We start from the raw sequence: 17,309 nt of genomic DNA on the forward strand, positions 1-17,309 counted from the left end.
CATAATATGTTTGGAATCCCACTTTGAAGTGTTCGCTGTTTCATATGGAAAAAATATGTATAGGGTAGAAGCAAGTCACGATATTGACGCTAAATTGTCCAGCGTTACTGGGGCTTTGCCAGGGAAATAACGTTTAACGGGAGATTTACTGTGCAGGATTTTAAGGAAGAGTTATTTAATTATCTTCACGAATTTGGTGGTTTCGAGAAGCGTTCAATGTTCGGTGGTACAGGTGTTTTTATCAACGGTGCCATGTATGCCATCATCACAGATCGCGCTCTTTACCTTCGTGGTGGTGAACAGCTCGATTCTCAATTAATGGCACAGGGGTGTGAAAGGTTCCGACACGTCAAGCGCAGCACTACCGCTGTAGTGAACTATTACAATGTGACGGATGTGTACCTGCAAGACAAAATCCGCTGTTCTGAGCTGATTCGACACTCAATTGATGTTGCTGTATCAGAGAAGGTGTATAAGTTATCGGATCAGAGTAAGCGCTTGAGAGATTTACCAAATATGCGCCTGACGCTGGAACGGATGGTAAAAAAGGCCGGGATTCCGGATGTCAGCAGCTTCGTGGCGCTGGGGGCAGTAGAGGTGTTTCGTAAGGTACGTCAGAGCCAGGGAAAAGACCTGGATCTGAAGCTGCTCTGGATGTTTGCTGGTGCTATCGACGGTTGTCACTGGACCTTATTGAAAGACGACCATAAGAAGCAGTTATTACGCAGTATTGAATAAGTTATCGCTCTTATTTTTTAACGGAGTCTAAGCCGCCGCCCTTTTGGCGGCTTTTTGTTGTATGATGGAGCGCAAATGGTTTGGTGATAATGACTTATGCGACTTCCACGATTAACCGGTTCGGTGTTGTCAGGACTGCATTGCTTTCTGATTGCTGCCGACCAGATGAGTTTTACCCGTGCAGCCGAGCTGCTGTGCCTGACCCAGAGTGCGGTCAGCCACAAAATCAAGAACCTGGAAGAAACGCTTGGGGTGAAGCTGTTTATTCGTCAGCCAAGAAAATTGGTGTTGACGGACGAAGGTAAACGGCTCAAAGAAGTGGTTGCCCACAATTTCGGTGATATTGCGAATGAGCTGCGGGATCTGAAGACCCTGGATTTAAGCGGTGATCTCAATGTGTCCGTTCCGCCGACCTTCGCCCAGTGCTGGCTGGTCCCACGTTTGAAGTCATTTGTTGAAAAGTACCCGGCGCTTCGTTTCCACCTGCGCACCCGTAATGAGCTGGTCGATTTTCAGACTGAATCGTTTGACTGCGCCATTTATTTCGGTAACGGCAAATATCAGGGACTGCATGTCAGTAAAATTATGGATGAAAGCATCATCCCTGTCTGCAGTCACGAATATGCGGTTGAGCATGGCCTGTATGGTAACCCGGCGAAGCTGTCCTCTTGCCTGCTGTTGCACGATGCGGCGCCGTGGGCCCGTGCCGGCCGCAATGATGAATGGCAGTACTGGGCACAGCAAAATGGCGTGGCGCTGGCGGAAGCGGGTTGTACATTCGATCGTGCAGACTTGGCACTGCAGGCTGCGGAGCGGGGGATTGGCGTGGCGATGGGGCGTGCCTCGTTTGTTACCGAGCAATTGGCTTCAGGTCGGCTGGTGGCGCCGTTTACCCTGTCGGTGACCTCCCCGCAGAGCTATTATCTGGTGTGCCGTAAAGAAATGGCTACTTCGCCGCGGATCAAGGCTTTTATCGACTGGCTGGAAGAAATTAAATAACCGGTGTGAGCCATTACGGCGTCTTAGGCCTGTCAAACGAAGTCTGGCATCAGGTATATGCCATCTGGGGAATGAATGCGACAGGCAAAAAATAGACGCGTTAAAAAACGGGCAAAAAACACCCCGGACTGAGCCGGGGTGTTTTAGACCGGGTAAATCATGCGAGTCGTACGAAATTAACAAGCACTTTAGTTAACAAATGCTTAAGAATACGTACGTGAGGCAATCAGTACTTAAAGCGCGTTGTCACCAGCACCTGATCGCCGTATACATCATTGAAACGGCCGGCAACACCGATAGAAAACAGCTCAGTGGCGTGGAAGCGGCCGTAAACACTGCCGATGGTCTTGTCGTGATCATCAATGTTCAGGTGACCAATCTGGCCGCCAACTTCAAGTTGTGGACCCAGCCACTGACGTACACCGAGGTTCACTTCGATCCCGGTTTTGCCGCCGGAGCTGTCAAACTCGTCTTTATTTTTCACGTTACGGGCTTTCAGCTCACCGGTAACGTCTGCCCAGTTGTTAACTGGCGCGTGGAAACCCACACCGAAAGCGGCATCCCAGTCGCTGTCAAATTCGGTATCAAGGCTACCCAGAATGTGCGCGTTCGGATGGATGGACTTGCTGAAGCCAGCGCCGTACGTCAGCGGGCCAACACCAATGCGGGCTTCCGCATAGTCGTAGCTGAAATTGCTCATTGATGGCGCGTTTTCGGCCTGAGCGGTAGAGATAGAAGCCAGGATTAAACCTGTTGCAAGTAGTATTTTACGCATGTGATTAGTCCAGCAGGGCTAAAAGTGATTGGCATATTTTAAAGGACAACATTGCGCGATCCTAGATTTTTGCCGGACTCTGTTGTTTTTTTACTGTCAAAAAACGTCAAAAAGGGTAAGGAAGTGCTGGTTTTGTGATCCTGCCGTCGCTACAGCGGGTTACGGCGATGATGAAAAAGGGCAGAGCGACCTGATCACTCTGCCCCGAATCATGCCGAGAGTTGGCAGATGCAGTCGTTAAATCAGCTCATTGCCTGAGCGTTCACCTTCTTCAAATTTCTTGATGCTGCTCAGCGTTGACTCGGCGATATTTGTCAGGGCTTCATCGGTGAGGAATGCCTGATGGCCGGTAAACAGCACATTGTGGCAGGCCGACAAACGACGGAACACGTCATCCTGAATCACGTCGTTTGACTTGTCTTCGAAGAACAGATCTTTTTCGTTTTCGTATACATCGACACCCAACGCCCCAATCTTGCTTTCTTTCAGCGCGTCAATGGCATCTTTGGAGTTGATCAGCTCGCCCCGGCTGGTGTTGATGATCATGACGCCATCACGCATTTTCTCGAACGCTGTAGCATCAAGCATGTGGTAATTGTCTTTGTTCATCGGGCAGTGCAGGGTAATAACATCTGCCTGCTGATAGATATCATCCAGCGTGGTGTAAGTGACACCCAACTCAATCGCGGCCGGATTTTCAAACGGGTCGTAAGCCAGTACTTTCATTCCCAGGCCGTTCAGAATACGGATGGTGGCGATCCCGATTTTCCCTGTGCCAATTACACCGACGGTTTTCCCGTGGAAATTGAATCCGGTCAGCCCTTCCAGGGAGAAGTTCGCATCACGGGTACGCAGGTAAGCGCGGTGAATACGGCGGTTCAGGCAAAGCATCAGGCCAACGGCGTGCTCGGCAATGGCTTCCGGAGAATAGGCCGGAACACGTACGACCTGAAGCCCAAGTTCCTTGGCGGCAGCCAGATCGACTTTGTCATAGCCAGCACAACGCATTGCAATCAGACGGACGTTTTCTGATGCCAGCGACTCCAGCACCGGACGGCTGAGATCATCATTCACGAAGGCACAGACCGCATCATAGCCATGTGCGATCCGCGCGGTTTGTTCCGTCAGGTGAAAATCGTAGTAATCCAGTGTATGACCAAAATGCTGGTTAATCTGGTCAAAGGATTTCTGGTCGTATTTCTTGGCGCTGAAAACTGCAACTTTCATCGATCACCTTTTGAGGTTACCTGCCTGATTCATCGTCTGGCAGTGTGTTATCTGAGATACTTTCTGTGATCAAGATAACACTATTATAGTGCCTCGCAAAGTAATGGTATGACAAATAATAACCAATCAGTTATCGGACAAGGAGAGCCTGCGATCGCTGAGTGCCTGCATCACTCGCTGAGTGTCCAGCACTTGAATCCAGGGCATTAAATCTTTTTCATGCTCAATGACATAGGTAGTCAGCTGATCAATAACCACCTGCTTCAGGGCATCCCCGTTCCACGGTTTGGCAATGTAGTAATCCAGGCTGGCATTGTTGACCGCCTGCACGGTTTCTTCCAGCCCGGCCTGACCGGTCAGCAGAACTTTGCGGGCGTCATTGTTTTCTTCCTGGTGGGTGAGCTCAATCAGGAAATCGATACCGGTTTCGCCGGGCATGATGTGATCACATAGGATCAGCGCCAGCGGGATATGATCCGCGATCGACTCGGCGATCACTTCTTTGGCTTCATCGACCGATTCGGCAGCCTCAAGCACAAAGTGGTCTTCAAGATCGCTCAGGTCATGGAGTACGCTGTCGAGCACTTCCCGCTCATCATCCACGCAAAGTATCAGATATTTGTTCATGAGGCCTCCTTCTTAGTGACATCCTCTAAAGGTAACGTGACGATCATCCGTGTGTATTGGCCCGGCTCCGATTCAACCCGGATGGTGCCGTTGTGCTGGTGGATGATTTGCTGGCACACCGACAGGCCAATCCCAAGACCAAAGTTGCCTTCGCGCTTGGTGGTGTAATTGAGTTCAAAAATCTTTTGTTGCTCTTCAGGGGGAATCCCTTTGCCATTGTCTTCGATCACAACCTCAATGGCAGCCTGCTCAGGTTGTGCAGCACCGGGGGCGTTTGGATTCTCGCTGGCGAACGGCTGGCTCAGCCGCGTGATCACCCGAATTTCGCCGGGCTCGGTAATGGCATCCAGCGCATTGGAAATCAGGTTCGTCCAGACCTGTTGCAAGGCAATGGGTTGGCAGGTCAGTGGCGGCAACTGGGCGTATTCTTTGATGAGCGTATGGCGTTTCAGCTTGTTTTCGAAGATGACCAGGGTATCTTCCAGCCCTTCATGGATGTCTACCGAATGCAGGGTTTCATCATCCTGGCGGGCATAGCTTTTAAGGCTTTTCACCAAATCCGCAATTCGTTGGGCACAGACATTGATAGAGCGCAGGAAGTTGCCCATCTGGTAATAGTGTTCCCACTCGCCCATGACCATGGCTAAATCGCCTTTTTGCGGAAGCAACCACTGGTTGAGATGGTCAGCGTCGTCAATGCCCATTTGCACCGCTTTGCGAGCCAGCTGGCGATCGCCGACTGCCGGTTCCAGATCTTTGGCCCGCTGGCGGGTTTCTGAGGTCGACAGAGGGCGGGACTGCATGGCGCGCTGCATGATGATGTGCCCGCGCTCCTGGTTAATTTCGCTGAGCGAGGTGTGGGTTAGTTTACCGATGGTCTGTTTTAACGTATCGCTGCCACGCAGAATGGCGGACACCGGGTTATTCAGCTCATGGGCCACACCAGCAACCAGCTGTCCCAGCATGGCCATTTTTTCTTTCTCAATCAGTTGGTGATAGGCTTCATCGAGCGACTTCAGGGTCTGTTGTAAGCGTAGCTCGGTTTTGATGCTGCCTTGCAGGCGTCGGTTGAAGTTCCTTAACAGCAGGTTGGTAAACAGCGGCAGTAACTCACTGCGTGAGTGCATGACCTTGTTGAAGAGATTACGGTCGAGTTTGATCACCGACGTCTGGCACAGTGTGACCCCGGTTGAGAAGGAGTTTTCCCCGGTCACGAAAGACATACCGCCGACCAGATGGCCGGGACCCACCCGAACCACCTCATGGCGGCAACCGTGTTCGTCTTTTTTGTACAGGGCAACTTCCCCTTCGGTAATGAACCACAGAAAACGGTTGGGCTCACCTTCCTGGGTCAGCAGATGGTGCTCGCTATAAGTGCGGCGGGCACGGTCTTCATCATTACCGGCAAAAAATTCGTGCAGGGCGTCAGACACCTGCTTGGCCAGGCTGGCATCGTCCAGGGTGCTGGTATCCTGAATAAAGCCGGAGCGGAACCGATTCATCTGCCGTTCGATGTGCGCGTTCAGAATACGTCGGTGATCCAGCACCTGGCTGTAGCGCAGCCAGTCTTCATCCGGATGTTTGAGAATAAAACTGGTCAATTCTTTGATCAGCACCTGGCGTAATTCCTGCTGGCTCCAGGGTTTATTCAGGCAATAGTGCAGCCGTCCTTCATTGACGGCCTGCATGATGACGTCCAGCTGCGGTTTGTCGTTGAGCAGCACAGAGCGAGCCTGCTGGCTGGCCGGGTACTGGGCAAGAGCGATCAGGAAATCGACGCCTTTATCGGCACCCAGATCGTTATCGCAGATCACCATCGCAACCCGCTGTCCGCCCTGATCAATGTCTCTGAGTACCTCGTGGGCTTCATTCAGGCTGTAGGCATTGAAAATATCGAAGAGATCCGCAAAGCCGGTCAGTTCCTGATTCAGACGTTCGACGATGCGCGGATCGTCATCGAGGCACACAATTGCAAAATTATTCACCCGTTTGTCCTTTACACTGCGTCACCCTGACGTGTGGTTAAGTGTACCGGAAACCCGGCACTGAGACTGAGAAGCCGATTGCAAACTGACCGGTAAGTGTATGAAGGTCTCAGTTAAGTTAATGATTAGCCATCGATAAATAGACTGTTCACACGGCTGTGTTAGACTCAGTTTTCGACTCTTGGTTACTGGGAATCCAAATACAATGTTGAAGAAAATTGGTGCGGTAGGCGGTGCGGTAGCACTGGTGCTTTGTTGGCCGCTGGCGACGGGTCAGATTGGTGAACGAATCTACCTTGATACACTTGGTCAGTACGACAACCCGTACCTGACCGTCACCAATGACAGCTATGATCGTGGCTACCTGACATCGGAAGTGGTGTCGAAAGTGGTGTTCAAAGATGAGCTGAAAGCCATTTTTGAAGATGAAGGGCTGCCGACGGAATGGTACTTTAAACATCACGTCAGCCATGGCGTGACGGGTATCAGCTCAACCAGCGAACTGATGGTCAACGATGACATTAAACCGGTGATCAAACAGCTGTGGGGAGAGAATGCGATTCCGGTTGCATTTACCACCCAGACCGCGATTACTCGCTCAACCGACTTTACGTTCACCATGAATCCGATCAAAGTGGATAACCTCAATGGTAACCGTGCCGATGTTGCGGCGTTTGTGATGACTGGTAGCGTAAATGCTGATGGGGCCGGCGAATTTTATTACAAACTGCCGACGGCGAGCCTGACGACGGTAGCCAGCGAAGAGATGCAGCTTGAAGGCCTGGAAGGCAGCGGGAAAGGCCGTCTGGACCGCCAGTTCTGGATCGGCAGCCAGAATCTCAGCCTGAACAGCGTCAGCTTTAAAGACCTGTCGGCAGAGAAAAGCGTTGATATCAACCGTATTTCCATCGACATGAATAACGTTCTGTCTGAACCTGCAGAAAAAGGCGCGTCTCCGATCCTGACCAACACCAATCAGGTGACGGTGGGGAACCTGACTTCGCTGGATGGCGAGCAGTACAAAGACTTTAATTTCCAGTTGTCTTTCGCTGGGCTGGATTATCCGGCAATCAGCCGACTGGGAGAGTTGTCTGAACGCTTTGAGCAGCAGATGACAGAAGATCAGGTACGTGAAGCCGCAGAAGCACTGGATGAGCTGGTGGCCAAAGGTCTGACGTTTTCCATCAGCGACCTGAGTGTGATGACACCGCAGGGCAGCGTCAAAAGCCACCTGAGCCTGACGGTTTCCCCGGGGCTGGAGCGCGCTTCTGAAAACATGGCGCGTATCGCCGAGAATGTCACAGGTGACATTCAGCTTAGCCTGCCGGTTGAGTTGGTTGAGGCTGACCCGGTACTGAGCGAGCGTGCTACTATGATGGAGCAAAGCAGCATCGTTGAGCGTAACGAGACCCACTATCTGCTTAATATGAAGATTGATGGTGACAAGATCATTCTGGCATCCGGCGATCAGTTGCCACTGGCTATGTTGTTTATGCTATTCATGTAATGTAAAGCATGTAAATCCCTCGTTCTTGCCGCAAAATCGGCATTAAAAACGGGTTCTTTCAAAGCCGTCCTCAGGGGCGGTTTTTTTTGTGTCTTTTTGATGTCGTTTTTATGTCATAGAAGGTAACGATTACTGAAATCGGTATTTTCTATTTAGTAATGTCAACGAAATAGACGACACTTATATCAAAAGGAGGTGCTCTCACAGAGGAGCCACCATAGTGACAATAATGATTTGAAGACGGCCGGAAATCATCATCGCGCCGGTTTCAGAATGAAAAAGATAGGTTATAGGGGGATGCATGGAATCATTGAAAGTGAAAGATTACATGAATATGCGCCCGGTGACATTTGAGCCTAAGATGTCACTTGCCAAGGCCTTAGATAAATTGCTGACGTCCAAGCAAATCGGTGGCCCGGTGGTGGATGAGAACCGCAGAGTGGTGGGATTTTTGTCTGAGCAGGACATGATCCACAAATTGCTGAAAGTCGGGTACTACTGTCAGGATACCCACACCGTGGAAGAGTGCATGCGACCTGATGTGCTGACGGTTTCTCCGGATGACTCCATTATTGAGCTGGCGGAAACAATGGCCGGTCAGAAGCCTAAGATTTATCCGGTTGTGGAGCGGAACCAATTAATCGGTGTAATTACCCGCCGTGACGTTCTGACCGCAATCAGTAACCAAATCGGGGATTGCTTTAAACATCCGGTGTAGTCCGGTTTTGAACTCGTGTAGGGACACCTTTCCCATTTCGCGATTACGCTTCTCTCCAGGCCAGCCTGAATAGGTTGGCTTTATTTTATCCGTTGAGCGGTCATTTCTTTGACGAGAAGCCCCACAGATAACAGCACTTTCCTGTTACTTATCATGTGCTTGATAGTAACAGCCACAAGGTTCCTCAAACCTGCCTCACAGATTTACGTTAAAGTCCTGTGACTTCACTGGTTTCTTGATCTAACGCCGGGAACAAACCCCTTCCATCTGACAAGGTGCGGTTGATTTATGGCCTCCGTCGACGCGTCTCAGTCGAATGAATGTCTGAGAGCCTGGCACCGGTAACGTTTGCTTACGACACTACTTTACCGGATTGGATTTGTTGGTACTTGTTATTGAGTCTTAAGGGATTGTTGCCACTATGCGTTTTTCTATGCAGTACCTGCTGCCTGTTTTGATACCCCTGATTGTGTTATTGCTGCCGGCTTCGGCTTTTCCGGTTGAAGGGCTGACGGTGATTCAGCAGCGGGTGATTGCGATCTTTCTGCTGGCGGCGCTGTGCTGGGTTCTGGAGCCTATTCCTATTTATGCCACCTCCGTGGTGATTATTGTGCTGGAACTATTGCTGCTGTCAGACAAGGGACTGTATCTGTTCCGCCTTGATGAGGGCAGCCCGCAGTTTGGGGATTTGCTCAACCACAGTGACATTATGGCGACGTTCGCCAGCCCGATCATTATGCTGTTTCTGGGCGGATTTTTTCTGGCCATGGCGGCCACCAAATACCGGCTTGACGTCAACCTTGCCCGAGTGCTGCTGAAGCCGTTCGGTACTCAGCCCAAATTTGTCATGTTTGGCCTGATGATGATCACCGCCGTGTTTTCGATGTTCATGTCCAATACTGCGACCACGGCAATGATGCTGTCGATTCTGGCGCCGGTGATTGCCCTGTTTGGCCCTAAGGACCCGGGCAAAATTGCTTTTGCTCTGTGTATTCCGGTGGCGGCCAATATCGGCGGTATCGGTACGCCAATTGGTACACCGCCTAATGCAATTGCCCTGAAGTACCTGACCGGCGAGAACATGATTACGTTCGGCGAATGGATGTTCTTCGGGGTGCCGTTCGTTGCCGTCCTGCTGGTGTTCGCCTGGGGACTGATTAACGCCATGTACCCGGCCGAGCAGGACAAAATTGAACTTACGATTAAAGGCACTTTCCTGAAAACCCCCAAGGCAATCACGGTTTACCTGACCTTCGGACTGACAATTGTGTTGTGGCTGATGGGAACGGCACATGGCATGAACTCGTATACAGTCTCGCTGATCCCGGTGGCGATTTTCTCCCTGACCGGAATCATCAACAAAGAGGATCTCAAGAAAATTTCCTGGGATGTGCTGTGGCTGGTGTCCGGGGGGATCGCATTAGGGCTGGCGCTGGATCAGACCGGCCTTGCCAGACTGATGGTACACAGCATCCCGTTTGATCAATTCTCGCCATATGTAGTGCTGGTCGGTTCAGCGGTGCTGTGCCTGCTGATGGCGAACTTTATGTCACATACCGCGACGGCTAACCTGCTGATGCCAATCATGGCAGCACTGGGCACCTCGATGACCTCGCTCGTCCCGTTGGGAGGCGAAATCACCCTGATTCTGGTGGTGACGTTTGCTGCTTCACTCGGGATGTCACTGCCTATCAGTACGCCGCCCAATGCGCTGGCACATGCGACCGGTCATGTGGAAAGTAACCAGATGGCACGAGTCGGGGTCATTATCGGGGTTGTCGGGGTTATACTGAGTTTCGGGATGATTTGGCTGTTGCATATGATTGACCATATCTGATGCGAGGGGGAGTTATGGATAAACTGAATATCATCTGCGTGGATGATGAAAGGGAAGTGCTGAACGCGGTGTTAAAGGATTTGTCACCGCTGGATGCGTACTTTCAGGTTGAAGGGTGTGAATCAGCAGATGAAGCCCTGGCCCTGATAGATGAGCTGGATGCTGCCGGAGAGTACGTCGCGCTGTTGATTTCGGACCATGTGATGCCAGGTAAAACCGGCGTTGAGCTGCTGACCGAAGTGTCGCAGGATGTCCGGTTCGCCCAGACCAAGAAGGTATTACTGACTGGGCAGGCTACGCATCAGGATACGATCGCAGCTATTAATCAGGCGCGTATCGAAAGTTATTTTGAGAAACCCTGGCAGGCAGAAGCATTGTTGGCTCGCGCCCGCAGCCTGGTAACTGAGTATCTGTTCGATAAGGGGCTGGATTATGAGCCCTGGCTGGATGCCTTAGACAACAGTGTGATTTACCGGCGGCTGACCTGACAGAAACAGACCATCGCAGTAAGTGCCAAAGAAAATCATTCTCCGCTTGACCTTGGACTTGGCTCTAAGGTTTATAGTTGGATATATGGAGATGAAAACCATTATCAACTAAGGAGAATGGCCTTATGTGTGCTCAATGTAATAACAAGAAATTGCACGTTCATGCTGCCCATCCAGGGCAGGACAGCCCGGCAACGGTTCAGGTTGCCAATAACCAGCATGATGGCGGCAGCTGCTGTGGTTCGTCGAGTTGCAGCTCAGTTAACGGTACCGATCCGGTGATCAACGAAGGGGATTCCCCCGGCGATGAGGAGCCTGCGCCCAGACCGCCCGCTGGCCTTGCTGTCAATCGCATCACGTCGGCGCCCGCCGATACCGAATCCTCCTGTTGCAGTCAGGGTGGCTGCTGTTCTGCTGAGTCTGTCGCTGACGAAGAGCAAGTAACGGCAGAACCGCCACCCGACCGCGCCACGTTAAGCTGGAAAGTCGGTGGCATGGACTGCCCTAGCTGTGCCAGCAAACTTGAAAAGGCCATCTCCGCGTTAGAAGGGGTGACGTCGGCCAAAGTGATGTTTGCGACAGAAAAACTGGTGGTCAGCTGCCTTTCAGAACGCGTTGCGGCCAGCCTCTCCGAGGACATTATCGCCAAAACACGAGAAACCGGCTTCAGTCTGCTGGACGCTGAAAATGCCCCGTCGGAATCAGAAAGCCAGAGTTTGCTCAAAGCGAATCTGCCGGTACTGACTCTGGCTGGCATGATGTTGCTGTCTGTCATCCTCAGCCAGTTCAATGACATGACTGGTACGGTGGCGTTCGCTGCGACCACATTGCTGGGGCTCGTGCCGATTGTGCGCAAGGCTGTCTCCTCTGCCAAAAATGGCTCGCCGTTTTCCATCGAGACTCTGATGAGCGTTGCGGCTGTTGGTGCCCTGTATCTGGGGGAAACAGCGGAAGCTGCCATGGTCTTGCTGCTGTTCATGATTGGTGAGCAGTTAGAAGGCTATGCTTCGGCGAAGGCGCGAAGCGGGGTCAAAGCGCTGATGGCTTTAGTACCTGAACAAGCAACTCGGCTGTTGTCTGATGGTCGACGCGAACAGGTTGCCGCGAGCGCGCTGCAGCCCGGCGATATTATTGAAGTCGCACCGGGTGGCCGATTACCGGCCGACGTTGTTCTGCTCGAACATGCAGCCAGTTTTGACGAAAGTGCTCTGACCGGCGAATCGTTGCCGGTTGAACGCAACCCGGGAGAAACCGTGATGGCGGGGGCGTTGGCAGCTGACAGTGTAGTACGGCTGAAAGTGGTCTCGCGGAAAGGGGAAAATGCCATTGACCGCATTTTGCACCTGATTGAAGAGGCGGAATCTCGCAAAGCTCCGCTGGAACGCTTTGTTGATCGCTTCAGCCGCTGGTATACCCCGGCCATGATTGCGTTGGCGACACTGGTTGTGGTTATTCCGCCGCTGTTTTTTGCGCAAAGCTGGGAAGCCTGGCTGTATAAAGGGCTCACATTGCTGTTAATTGCCTGTCCTTGCGCATTGGTGATCTCTATTCCGGCGGCCGTTACGTCTGGTTTGGCTGCTGCCACCCGTCGTGGTGCCCTGATTAAAGGTGGCGCGGCTCTTGAGCAGTTAGGCCGGATTCAAACCGTGGCCTTTGATAAAACCGGCACTCTGACCGAAGGGAAACCTGCGGTAACCGATATTGTTAGTTGGGACGGCGATGAAGATCGGCTACTGCGTCAGGCCGCGGCCATTGAAGTCGGCTCGGCACACCCGTTAGCCAAAGCGGTTATCACGGCCGCAGAAGCGCGTGGCTTAACGGTTCAGGAAGCAGCACACCGAAAAGCCCTGCCGGGTCGCGGTATTCAGGGGGAGATTGACGGTGAACTACTGATGTTGTCTGCGGCCGATCGGTTACCAGAGACAGTCAGTCTGACCAAGCCGCAGGCTGATCAGATTTTCGCTCTCGAAGACGAAGGGAAAACGCTGGTCGTCGTGCTCCGTAATCAGCAGCCGGTCGGGCTGATAGCCTGGCGCGACACACTGCGGCAGGACAGTGCTGCAGCCATTGAAGCGCTGCATGGAATGGGGATCCGCACGGTGATGCTGACCGGCGATAACCCTCGTGCTGCCGCTGCGATCGCCCGTGAAATCGGCATTGAATACCGGGCTGGATTGCTGCCGGAAGATAAAGTGAAGGAAATCGAGCAGGTCAGTCAGCATACCCGGATCGCAATGGTTGGTGATGGCATTAATGACGCGCCGGCAATGAAAACCGCATCAATCGGAATTGCCATGGGCAGCGGGAGTGATGTCGCACTGGAAACGGCTGATGCGGCGCTGACCCATAACCGAGTGGCGGAACTACCGGTTATGATTGCCCTGTCGCAGGCTACGTTGGCGAACATTCGCCAGAATATTACGTTAGCTCTTGGGCTTAAGGGGATCTTTCTGGTGACAACCCTGCTGGGCATGACCGGCTTATGGCTGGCTGTGCTGGCGGACAGTGGCGCTACCGCGCTGGTGACGCTTAACGCGCTTCGGTTACTGAAGTTTAAATCGTAGGGGTTCCCCGGGGTGAGTGCCGTCCCCAGACAGTATTCAACCCGCAAATTGACCCTCTCTCTTACATCATCAAAGGACACTGTTATTCGAACAGTGTCCTTTTTTATCTGACTGATTTTCTGTATGGCGTGGGGGAATACCCATGATGCGGGCTCGGCATTGGCATGCCAGAGGTTGGCGGAGAAGACGCTGTTTACGGTTGGTTGAAAAAGTAATGGTTAAATAATGACCGCCATCAATCATCCGAAACAAAAAATAATATGCATACTGTTTCTTGCTATAACTGATCATAGTGATTGCCAATAAGAGCTGACATCAACATATATTTAGTCGGGCATTGATGTCGAAGGGGCGAAATGAGTACATCGCTGCCGCCACTGTATTCAATACAGGATATCTAATACAGATCGGGACAAATTGAGCACTCCAAAACAGAGGGAGTTGGGGGGACACTATGGTCAGAGACTTAAAACTGGGATGGAAAATCGGAATTGGCTTTGCCGTTGTATTGGGTCTGCTGTCTGTGATCCTGACCATCAGTATCATGGCGCTGCGTGATACCGAGCAGGGGATTGGTTCTTACCGGGAGCTGGCACGCGACAGTAATCTGACCGGACGTCTGGAAGCCAACATGCTGATGGTAAGGATGAACGTCAAAGACTACCTGTTGAGCCAGCGTGATGAAGATCTGCGGCAATTCACCCGTTATCTGGATAAAGTGAATACCTTAATGGCTGAAACCCGTCAGTCGGTTCATGATCCGGAACGTTCAGCGTTGCTCACTCAAATTGATGATAGTTTGAAGGAATACAATCAGTCGTTTGAGGAAATGGCAGCGCTGACCCAACGGAGCAATCAGGTCCGTAAAGATAAGCTGGAGCCACTCTACGACACTCTGTTCAGCACGATGGCATCAATTGCCCACTCAGCGTATCAGGACAATGATTACCAGACCTTTTTCTTTGCCACTAAAGTGCAGGAAGTACTGCAAACCGGGCGGCTTTATATCACTGATTTTCTGCACACCGGACTTCAGACCGATTTTAATATGGCGCGTTCAACGCTGGACACTTCGATCAGCGAACCTTTGAATCGTCTTAATCAGCTGGTGGCGAATCCGGTGCGCAAAGGGTTGCTGGGCCAGTTTCACACCGCCCATCGCGATTATCTGGACAGCCTGAGTACCATTTATAGCGATATCAACGCGCGCAATACCCTGATCTACGAAAGTCTGAATAAAATCGGGCCAGCGATTGCTTCCGATCTGGATGCCGTGAAAATGTCGGTGATAAATGATCAGGATCAGCTCGGGCCACAGTTGGTGGCCGTGACCAGCCGTCGAATTACCATGAACGTGATTCTCTCTGTGGCGGCGGTGATTGCGGGGGCGGTGGCTGCATATATCCTCACCAAGGCGATTACCGGGCCTATCCGGCGCGCGGTGCAGGCGGCGAACCAGCTGTCGGAAGGGGATCTGACGCTGGTGATTGACAACCACAGCAAGGATGAAACCGGCCAGTTGCTGGACGCGGTGCAACATACCGCCACGAACCTGCGCAATATGATCACCACAATCTCTGCAGCCAGTATTGAGCTGGCGTCTGCGGCCGAAGAGCTGGCCGTGACTGCAGCGCAGTCTAATCACGGCATTGAAGAGCAGGAAAAAGAGACGGAACTGGTTGCGACGGCGATGAACGAAATGACCGTGACTGTCCATGACGTTGCCGATAATGCGGCACGGGCGGCGGAAGCGGCTGATCAGGCAGACCGCGAAGCCACTGTCGGTGGGAAGGTGGTCGAAGAGACGATTCAGTCGATTAATCAGCTCTCTGATCAGGTGATGGATTGCTCAGCGAAGCTTCATGAGGTCGAGAAAGAGACCATGAATATTGGCCGGATCCTCAACGTGATTCGGGAAATCGCCGAACAGACCAACCTGCTGGCTCTGAATGCTGCCATTGAAGCCGCACGAGCCGGTGAGCAGGGACGTGGTTTCGCTGTTGTGGCTGATGAAGTCCGCTCGCTGGCACAGCGTACCCAGTCATCTACCGAGGAGATTCAGACGCTGATTGAACAGCTTCAGTCTGGTGTGAAAAGTGCGGTAACCGTGATGAACCACGGCAAGGATCAAGCCGTTGCCAGCGTGGGACAGGCCGCCGATACCGGAGCTGCGCTGAAAGCCATTACTCATGCGGTGAGTGTGATTAATGATATGAACATGCAAATTGCCAGTGCAGCAGAAGAGCAAAGTTCGGTGGCTGAAAGTATCAACCAAAATGTGGTGTCGGTACGACGGATTGCAGAGGAGAATGCCGTTGCTGCCACTCAGAGTCAGAATGCGACCAGTGAGATTGCGCAGCTGGCAGAGCAATTGAAAGGGATGGTGACCCAGTTCAAGGTTTAAGGGACAAAGGTATAAAAGACAGAGGTAAAAGAGGCAAAGGTAAAAGAGGCAAAGGTAAAAGAGGCAAAGGTAAAAGAGACAGGTTTAAGGTCTTCAGTAAGAAGAAAATAGTCAGAAAAAAGAGTCGAACGTTTTGATCTCGGACAAAAAATCGTTGTAAATTCCATCAAGTAAAGAGCCGGGTGCAAGATGCAGCCGGCTTTTTTACTGGTGATATTCAAAACAAATAGTGTGATATATCGCAAAGGTAAACGTTTTTATGTGACTATAGTCACTATTAACTGAAATGTTAAAAGTCATACCTTTCTCTTAATGTGACAATCATCACTTAACTATTGGTTGCTATGAGCTATCGTTATTCTGTGTTTCACAAGTGCTTCTGACGCGAAGCCTTTTGAGTAACAGATTATCGAGTGCTTGTGAAACAACTCACGTAGAGCCGCTAGCCTCTTATCCCTATCTGGCGGCAATAACAAAAAAGGATATGACTATGTCTGACAACGCAGTATTTCATCTGGGTGTGACCAAAGCCGATCTTAACGGTGCTGAACTGGCGATTATTCCTGGCGACCCTGCTCGCGTAGAGAAAATCGCGAACCTGATGGAAAATCCTGAATTTCTGGCTAGTGCGCGTGAGTACACAGTTTACCGTGCCAAGCTGGACGGCAAGCCAGTAGTAGTGTGTTCTACAGGTATCGGTGGCCCATCAACTTCTATCGCGGTGGAAGAGCTGGCTCAGCTGGGCGTTCGTACTTTCCTGCGTGTCGGTACCACAGGTGCAATCCAGCCGCATATTAATGTGGGTGACATGATTGTGACTACCGGCTCTGTGCGTCTGGACGGTGCCAGCCTGCACTTTGCGCCGATGGAATTTCCTGCCGTGGCTGACTTTGATGTGGCAACAGCCATGAAAGCGGCTTGTGATGCTGATGGTGCAACCGTTCACACTGGCGTAACGGCTTCCAGTGATACTTTCTACCCAGGTCAGGAACGTTACGACACATTCTCCGGCCGTGTGGTACGTCGTTTCCAGGGCTCAATGAAAGAGTGGCAGGAAATGGGTGTGCTGAACTTTGAGATGGAATCAGCCACGCTGCTGACCATGTGTGCAAGTTCTGGCCTGCGTGCTGGTTGTGTGGCGGGTGTTATCATCAACCGTACACAGAAAGAAATTCCTGACCACGCCACGCTGAAAGAAACAGAAGCTCGCTCAATCAAAGTCGTGGTTGAAGCTGCACGCCGTATGCTGGCCCAGTAAATACTGAGTTTGAGACCGGCAGGAGCGGCTATTCATTTGGTGTAAAACGCTCTGTCTGTTCGTCAGTCTCGTATCAGGTAAAAAATTATGAAAAAACCAGTGCGAAAGCACTGGTTTTTTTCTTTTCAGGCACGGTGGTAGCCAAATTCATCGCATTGCCCCCATGACGAAACTCGTTTTTT

At 51.6% G+C, this 17,309-nt stretch carries 13 protein-coding genes; 9 read left to right on the plus strand and 4 right to left on the minus strand.

Translation table 11 applies throughout. From position 1 onward, the window contains the following. Positions 1–150 precede the first annotated feature (150 nt). The gene (locus C9I92_RS12340; RefSeq protein ID WP_047883411.1) at positions 151–738 is read left to right on the plus strand and encodes a TfoX/Sxy family DNA transformation protein; all 588 of its coding nucleotides are present in this window, start codon (positions 151–153) and stop codon (positions 736–738) included. Positions 739–834: 96 nt separating this feature from the next. Next, positions 835–1,737, plus strand: coding sequence for a DNA-binding transcriptional regulator DsdC (gene dsdC, locus C9I92_RS12345; protein ID WP_047883412.1), 903 nt, complete (start codon positions 835–837; stop codon positions 1,735–1,737). A gap of 226 nt (positions 1,738–1,963) precedes the next feature. Here the strand turns inward: dsdC and C9I92_RS12350 are convergent, their stop codons facing one another. From C9I92_RS12350 to C9I92_RS12365, 4 genes are all read right to left on the minus strand, one after another. Then, positions 1,964–2,512 carry a hypothetical protein gene (locus C9I92_RS12350; protein ID WP_047883413.1) on the minus strand — a complete coding sequence of 183 codons (549 nt, stop codon included), beginning with the start codon at positions 2,510–2,512 and terminating at the stop codon, positions 1,964–1,966. A gap of 237 nt (positions 2,513–2,749) precedes the next feature. Beyond that, the gene (locus C9I92_RS12355) at positions 2,750–3,739 is read right to left on the minus strand and encodes a 2-hydroxyacid dehydrogenase (RefSeq protein ID WP_047883414.1); all 990 of its coding nucleotides are present in this window, start codon (positions 3,737–3,739) and stop codon (positions 2,750–2,752) included. Positions 3,740–3,865: 126 nt separating this feature from the next. Continuing rightward, positions 3,866–4,366: a response regulator gene (locus tag C9I92_RS12360; protein WP_047883415.1), complete on the minus strand. Its 501-nt coding sequence runs from the start codon at positions 4,364–4,366 to the stop codon at positions 3,866–3,868. After that, entirely contained in the window at positions 4,363–6,351 is a 1,989-nt protein-coding gene (locus C9I92_RS12365; RefSeq protein ID WP_047883416.1) for an ATP-binding protein, read from the minus strand. The genes C9I92_RS12360 and C9I92_RS12365 overlap by 4 nt, the downstream gene beginning before the upstream one ends. 205 nt (positions 6,352–6,556) lie before the next feature. Between C9I92_RS12365 and C9I92_RS12370 the strand changes: the two genes are divergently transcribed. The 7 genes from C9I92_RS12370 (at position 6,557) to udp (ending at position 17,127) form a co-directional block, all read left to right on the plus strand. Continuing rightward, positions 6,557–7,858 (plus strand): DUF945 family protein, encoded by a 1,302-nt coding sequence (locus tag C9I92_RS12370; protein ID WP_047883417.1) that lies wholly within the window; start codon positions 6,557–6,559, stop codon positions 7,856–7,858. Between the two features lie 301 nt (positions 7,859–8,159). Beyond that, the gene (locus C9I92_RS12375) at positions 8,160–8,576 is read left to right on the plus strand and encodes a CBS domain-containing protein (RefSeq protein ID WP_047883418.1); all 417 of its coding nucleotides are present in this window, start codon (positions 8,160–8,162) and stop codon (positions 8,574–8,576) included. Between the two features lie 421 nt (positions 8,577–8,997). After that, the gene (locus C9I92_RS12380) at positions 8,998–10,413 is read left to right on the plus strand and encodes an SLC13 family permease (protein ID WP_047883419.1); all 1,416 of its coding nucleotides are present in this window, start codon (positions 8,998–9,000) and stop codon (positions 10,411–10,413) included. Positions 10,414–10,427: 14 nt separating this feature from the next. Further along, positions 10,428–10,901, plus strand: a complete 474-nt coding sequence (locus C9I92_RS12385) for a response regulator (RefSeq protein WP_047883420.1) — start codon at positions 10,428–10,430, stop codon at positions 10,899–10,901. 125 nt (positions 10,902–11,026) lie between these two features. After that, positions 11,027–13,465 carry a zinc/cadmium/mercury/lead-transporting ATPase gene (locus C9I92_RS12390; RefSeq protein ID WP_047883421.1) on the plus strand — a complete coding sequence of 813 codons (2,439 nt, stop codon included), beginning with the start codon at positions 11,027–11,029 and terminating at the stop codon, positions 13,463–13,465. Between the two features lie 454 nt (positions 13,466–13,919). After that, positions 13,920–15,869, plus strand: a complete 1,950-nt coding sequence (locus tag C9I92_RS12395) for a HAMP domain-containing methyl-accepting chemotaxis protein (RefSeq protein WP_053061699.1) — start codon at positions 13,920–13,922, stop codon at positions 15,867–15,869. A gap of 490 nt (positions 15,870–16,359) precedes the next feature. After that, positions 16,360–17,127: a uridine phosphorylase gene (gene udp, locus C9I92_RS12400; protein ID WP_047883422.1), complete on the plus strand. Its 768-nt coding sequence runs from the start codon at positions 16,360–16,362 to the stop codon at positions 17,125–17,127. Positions 17,128–17,309: the final 182 nt, after the last annotated feature.

Source organism: Photobacterium ganghwense (genome assembly GCF_003025595.1).
Classification (GTDB): Bacteria; Pseudomonadota; Gammaproteobacteria; order Enterobacterales; family Vibrionaceae; genus Photobacterium; species Photobacterium ganghwense.

What these genes read in the sequence shown, in the direction of transcription:
- dsdC (WP_047883412.1), top strand. Translation starts at nt 835, where the DNA reads ATGCGACTTCCACGATTAACCGGTTCGGTGTTGTCAGGACTGCATTGC.
- C9I92_RS12350 (WP_047883413.1), bottom strand. Translation starts at nt 2,512, where the DNA reads ATGCGTAAAATACTACTTGCAACAGGTTTAATCCTGGCTTCTATCTCT.
- C9I92_RS12355 (WP_047883414.1), bottom strand. Translation starts at nt 3,739, where the DNA reads ATGAAAGTTGCAGTTTTCAGCGCCAAGAAATACGACCAGAAATCCTTT.
- C9I92_RS12360 (WP_047883415.1), bottom strand. Translation starts at nt 4,366, where the DNA reads ATGAACAAATATCTGATACTTTGCGTGGATGATGAGCGGGAAGTGCTC.
- C9I92_RS12370 (WP_047883417.1), top strand. Translation starts at nt 6,557, where the DNA reads ATGTTGAAGAAAATTGGTGCGGTAGGCGGTGCGGTAGCACTGGTGCTT.
- C9I92_RS12375 (WP_047883418.1), top strand. Translation starts at nt 8,160, where the DNA reads ATGGAATCATTGAAAGTGAAAGATTACATGAATATGCGCCCGGTGACA.
- C9I92_RS12380 (WP_047883419.1), top strand. Translation starts at nt 8,998, where the DNA reads ATGCGTTTTTCTATGCAGTACCTGCTGCCTGTTTTGATACCCCTGATT.
- C9I92_RS12385 (WP_047883420.1), top strand. Translation starts at nt 10,428, where the DNA reads ATGGATAAACTGAATATCATCTGCGTGGATGATGAAAGGGAAGTGCTG.
- C9I92_RS12390 (WP_047883421.1), top strand. Translation starts at nt 11,027, where the DNA reads ATGTGTGCTCAATGTAATAACAAGAAATTGCACGTTCATGCTGCCCAT.
- C9I92_RS12395 (WP_053061699.1), top strand. Translation starts at nt 13,920, where the DNA reads ATGGTCAGAGACTTAAAACTGGGATGGAAAATCGGAATTGGCTTTGCC.
- udp (WP_047883422.1), top strand. Translation starts at nt 16,360, where the DNA reads ATGTCTGACAACGCAGTATTTCATCTGGGTGTGACCAAAGCCGATCTT.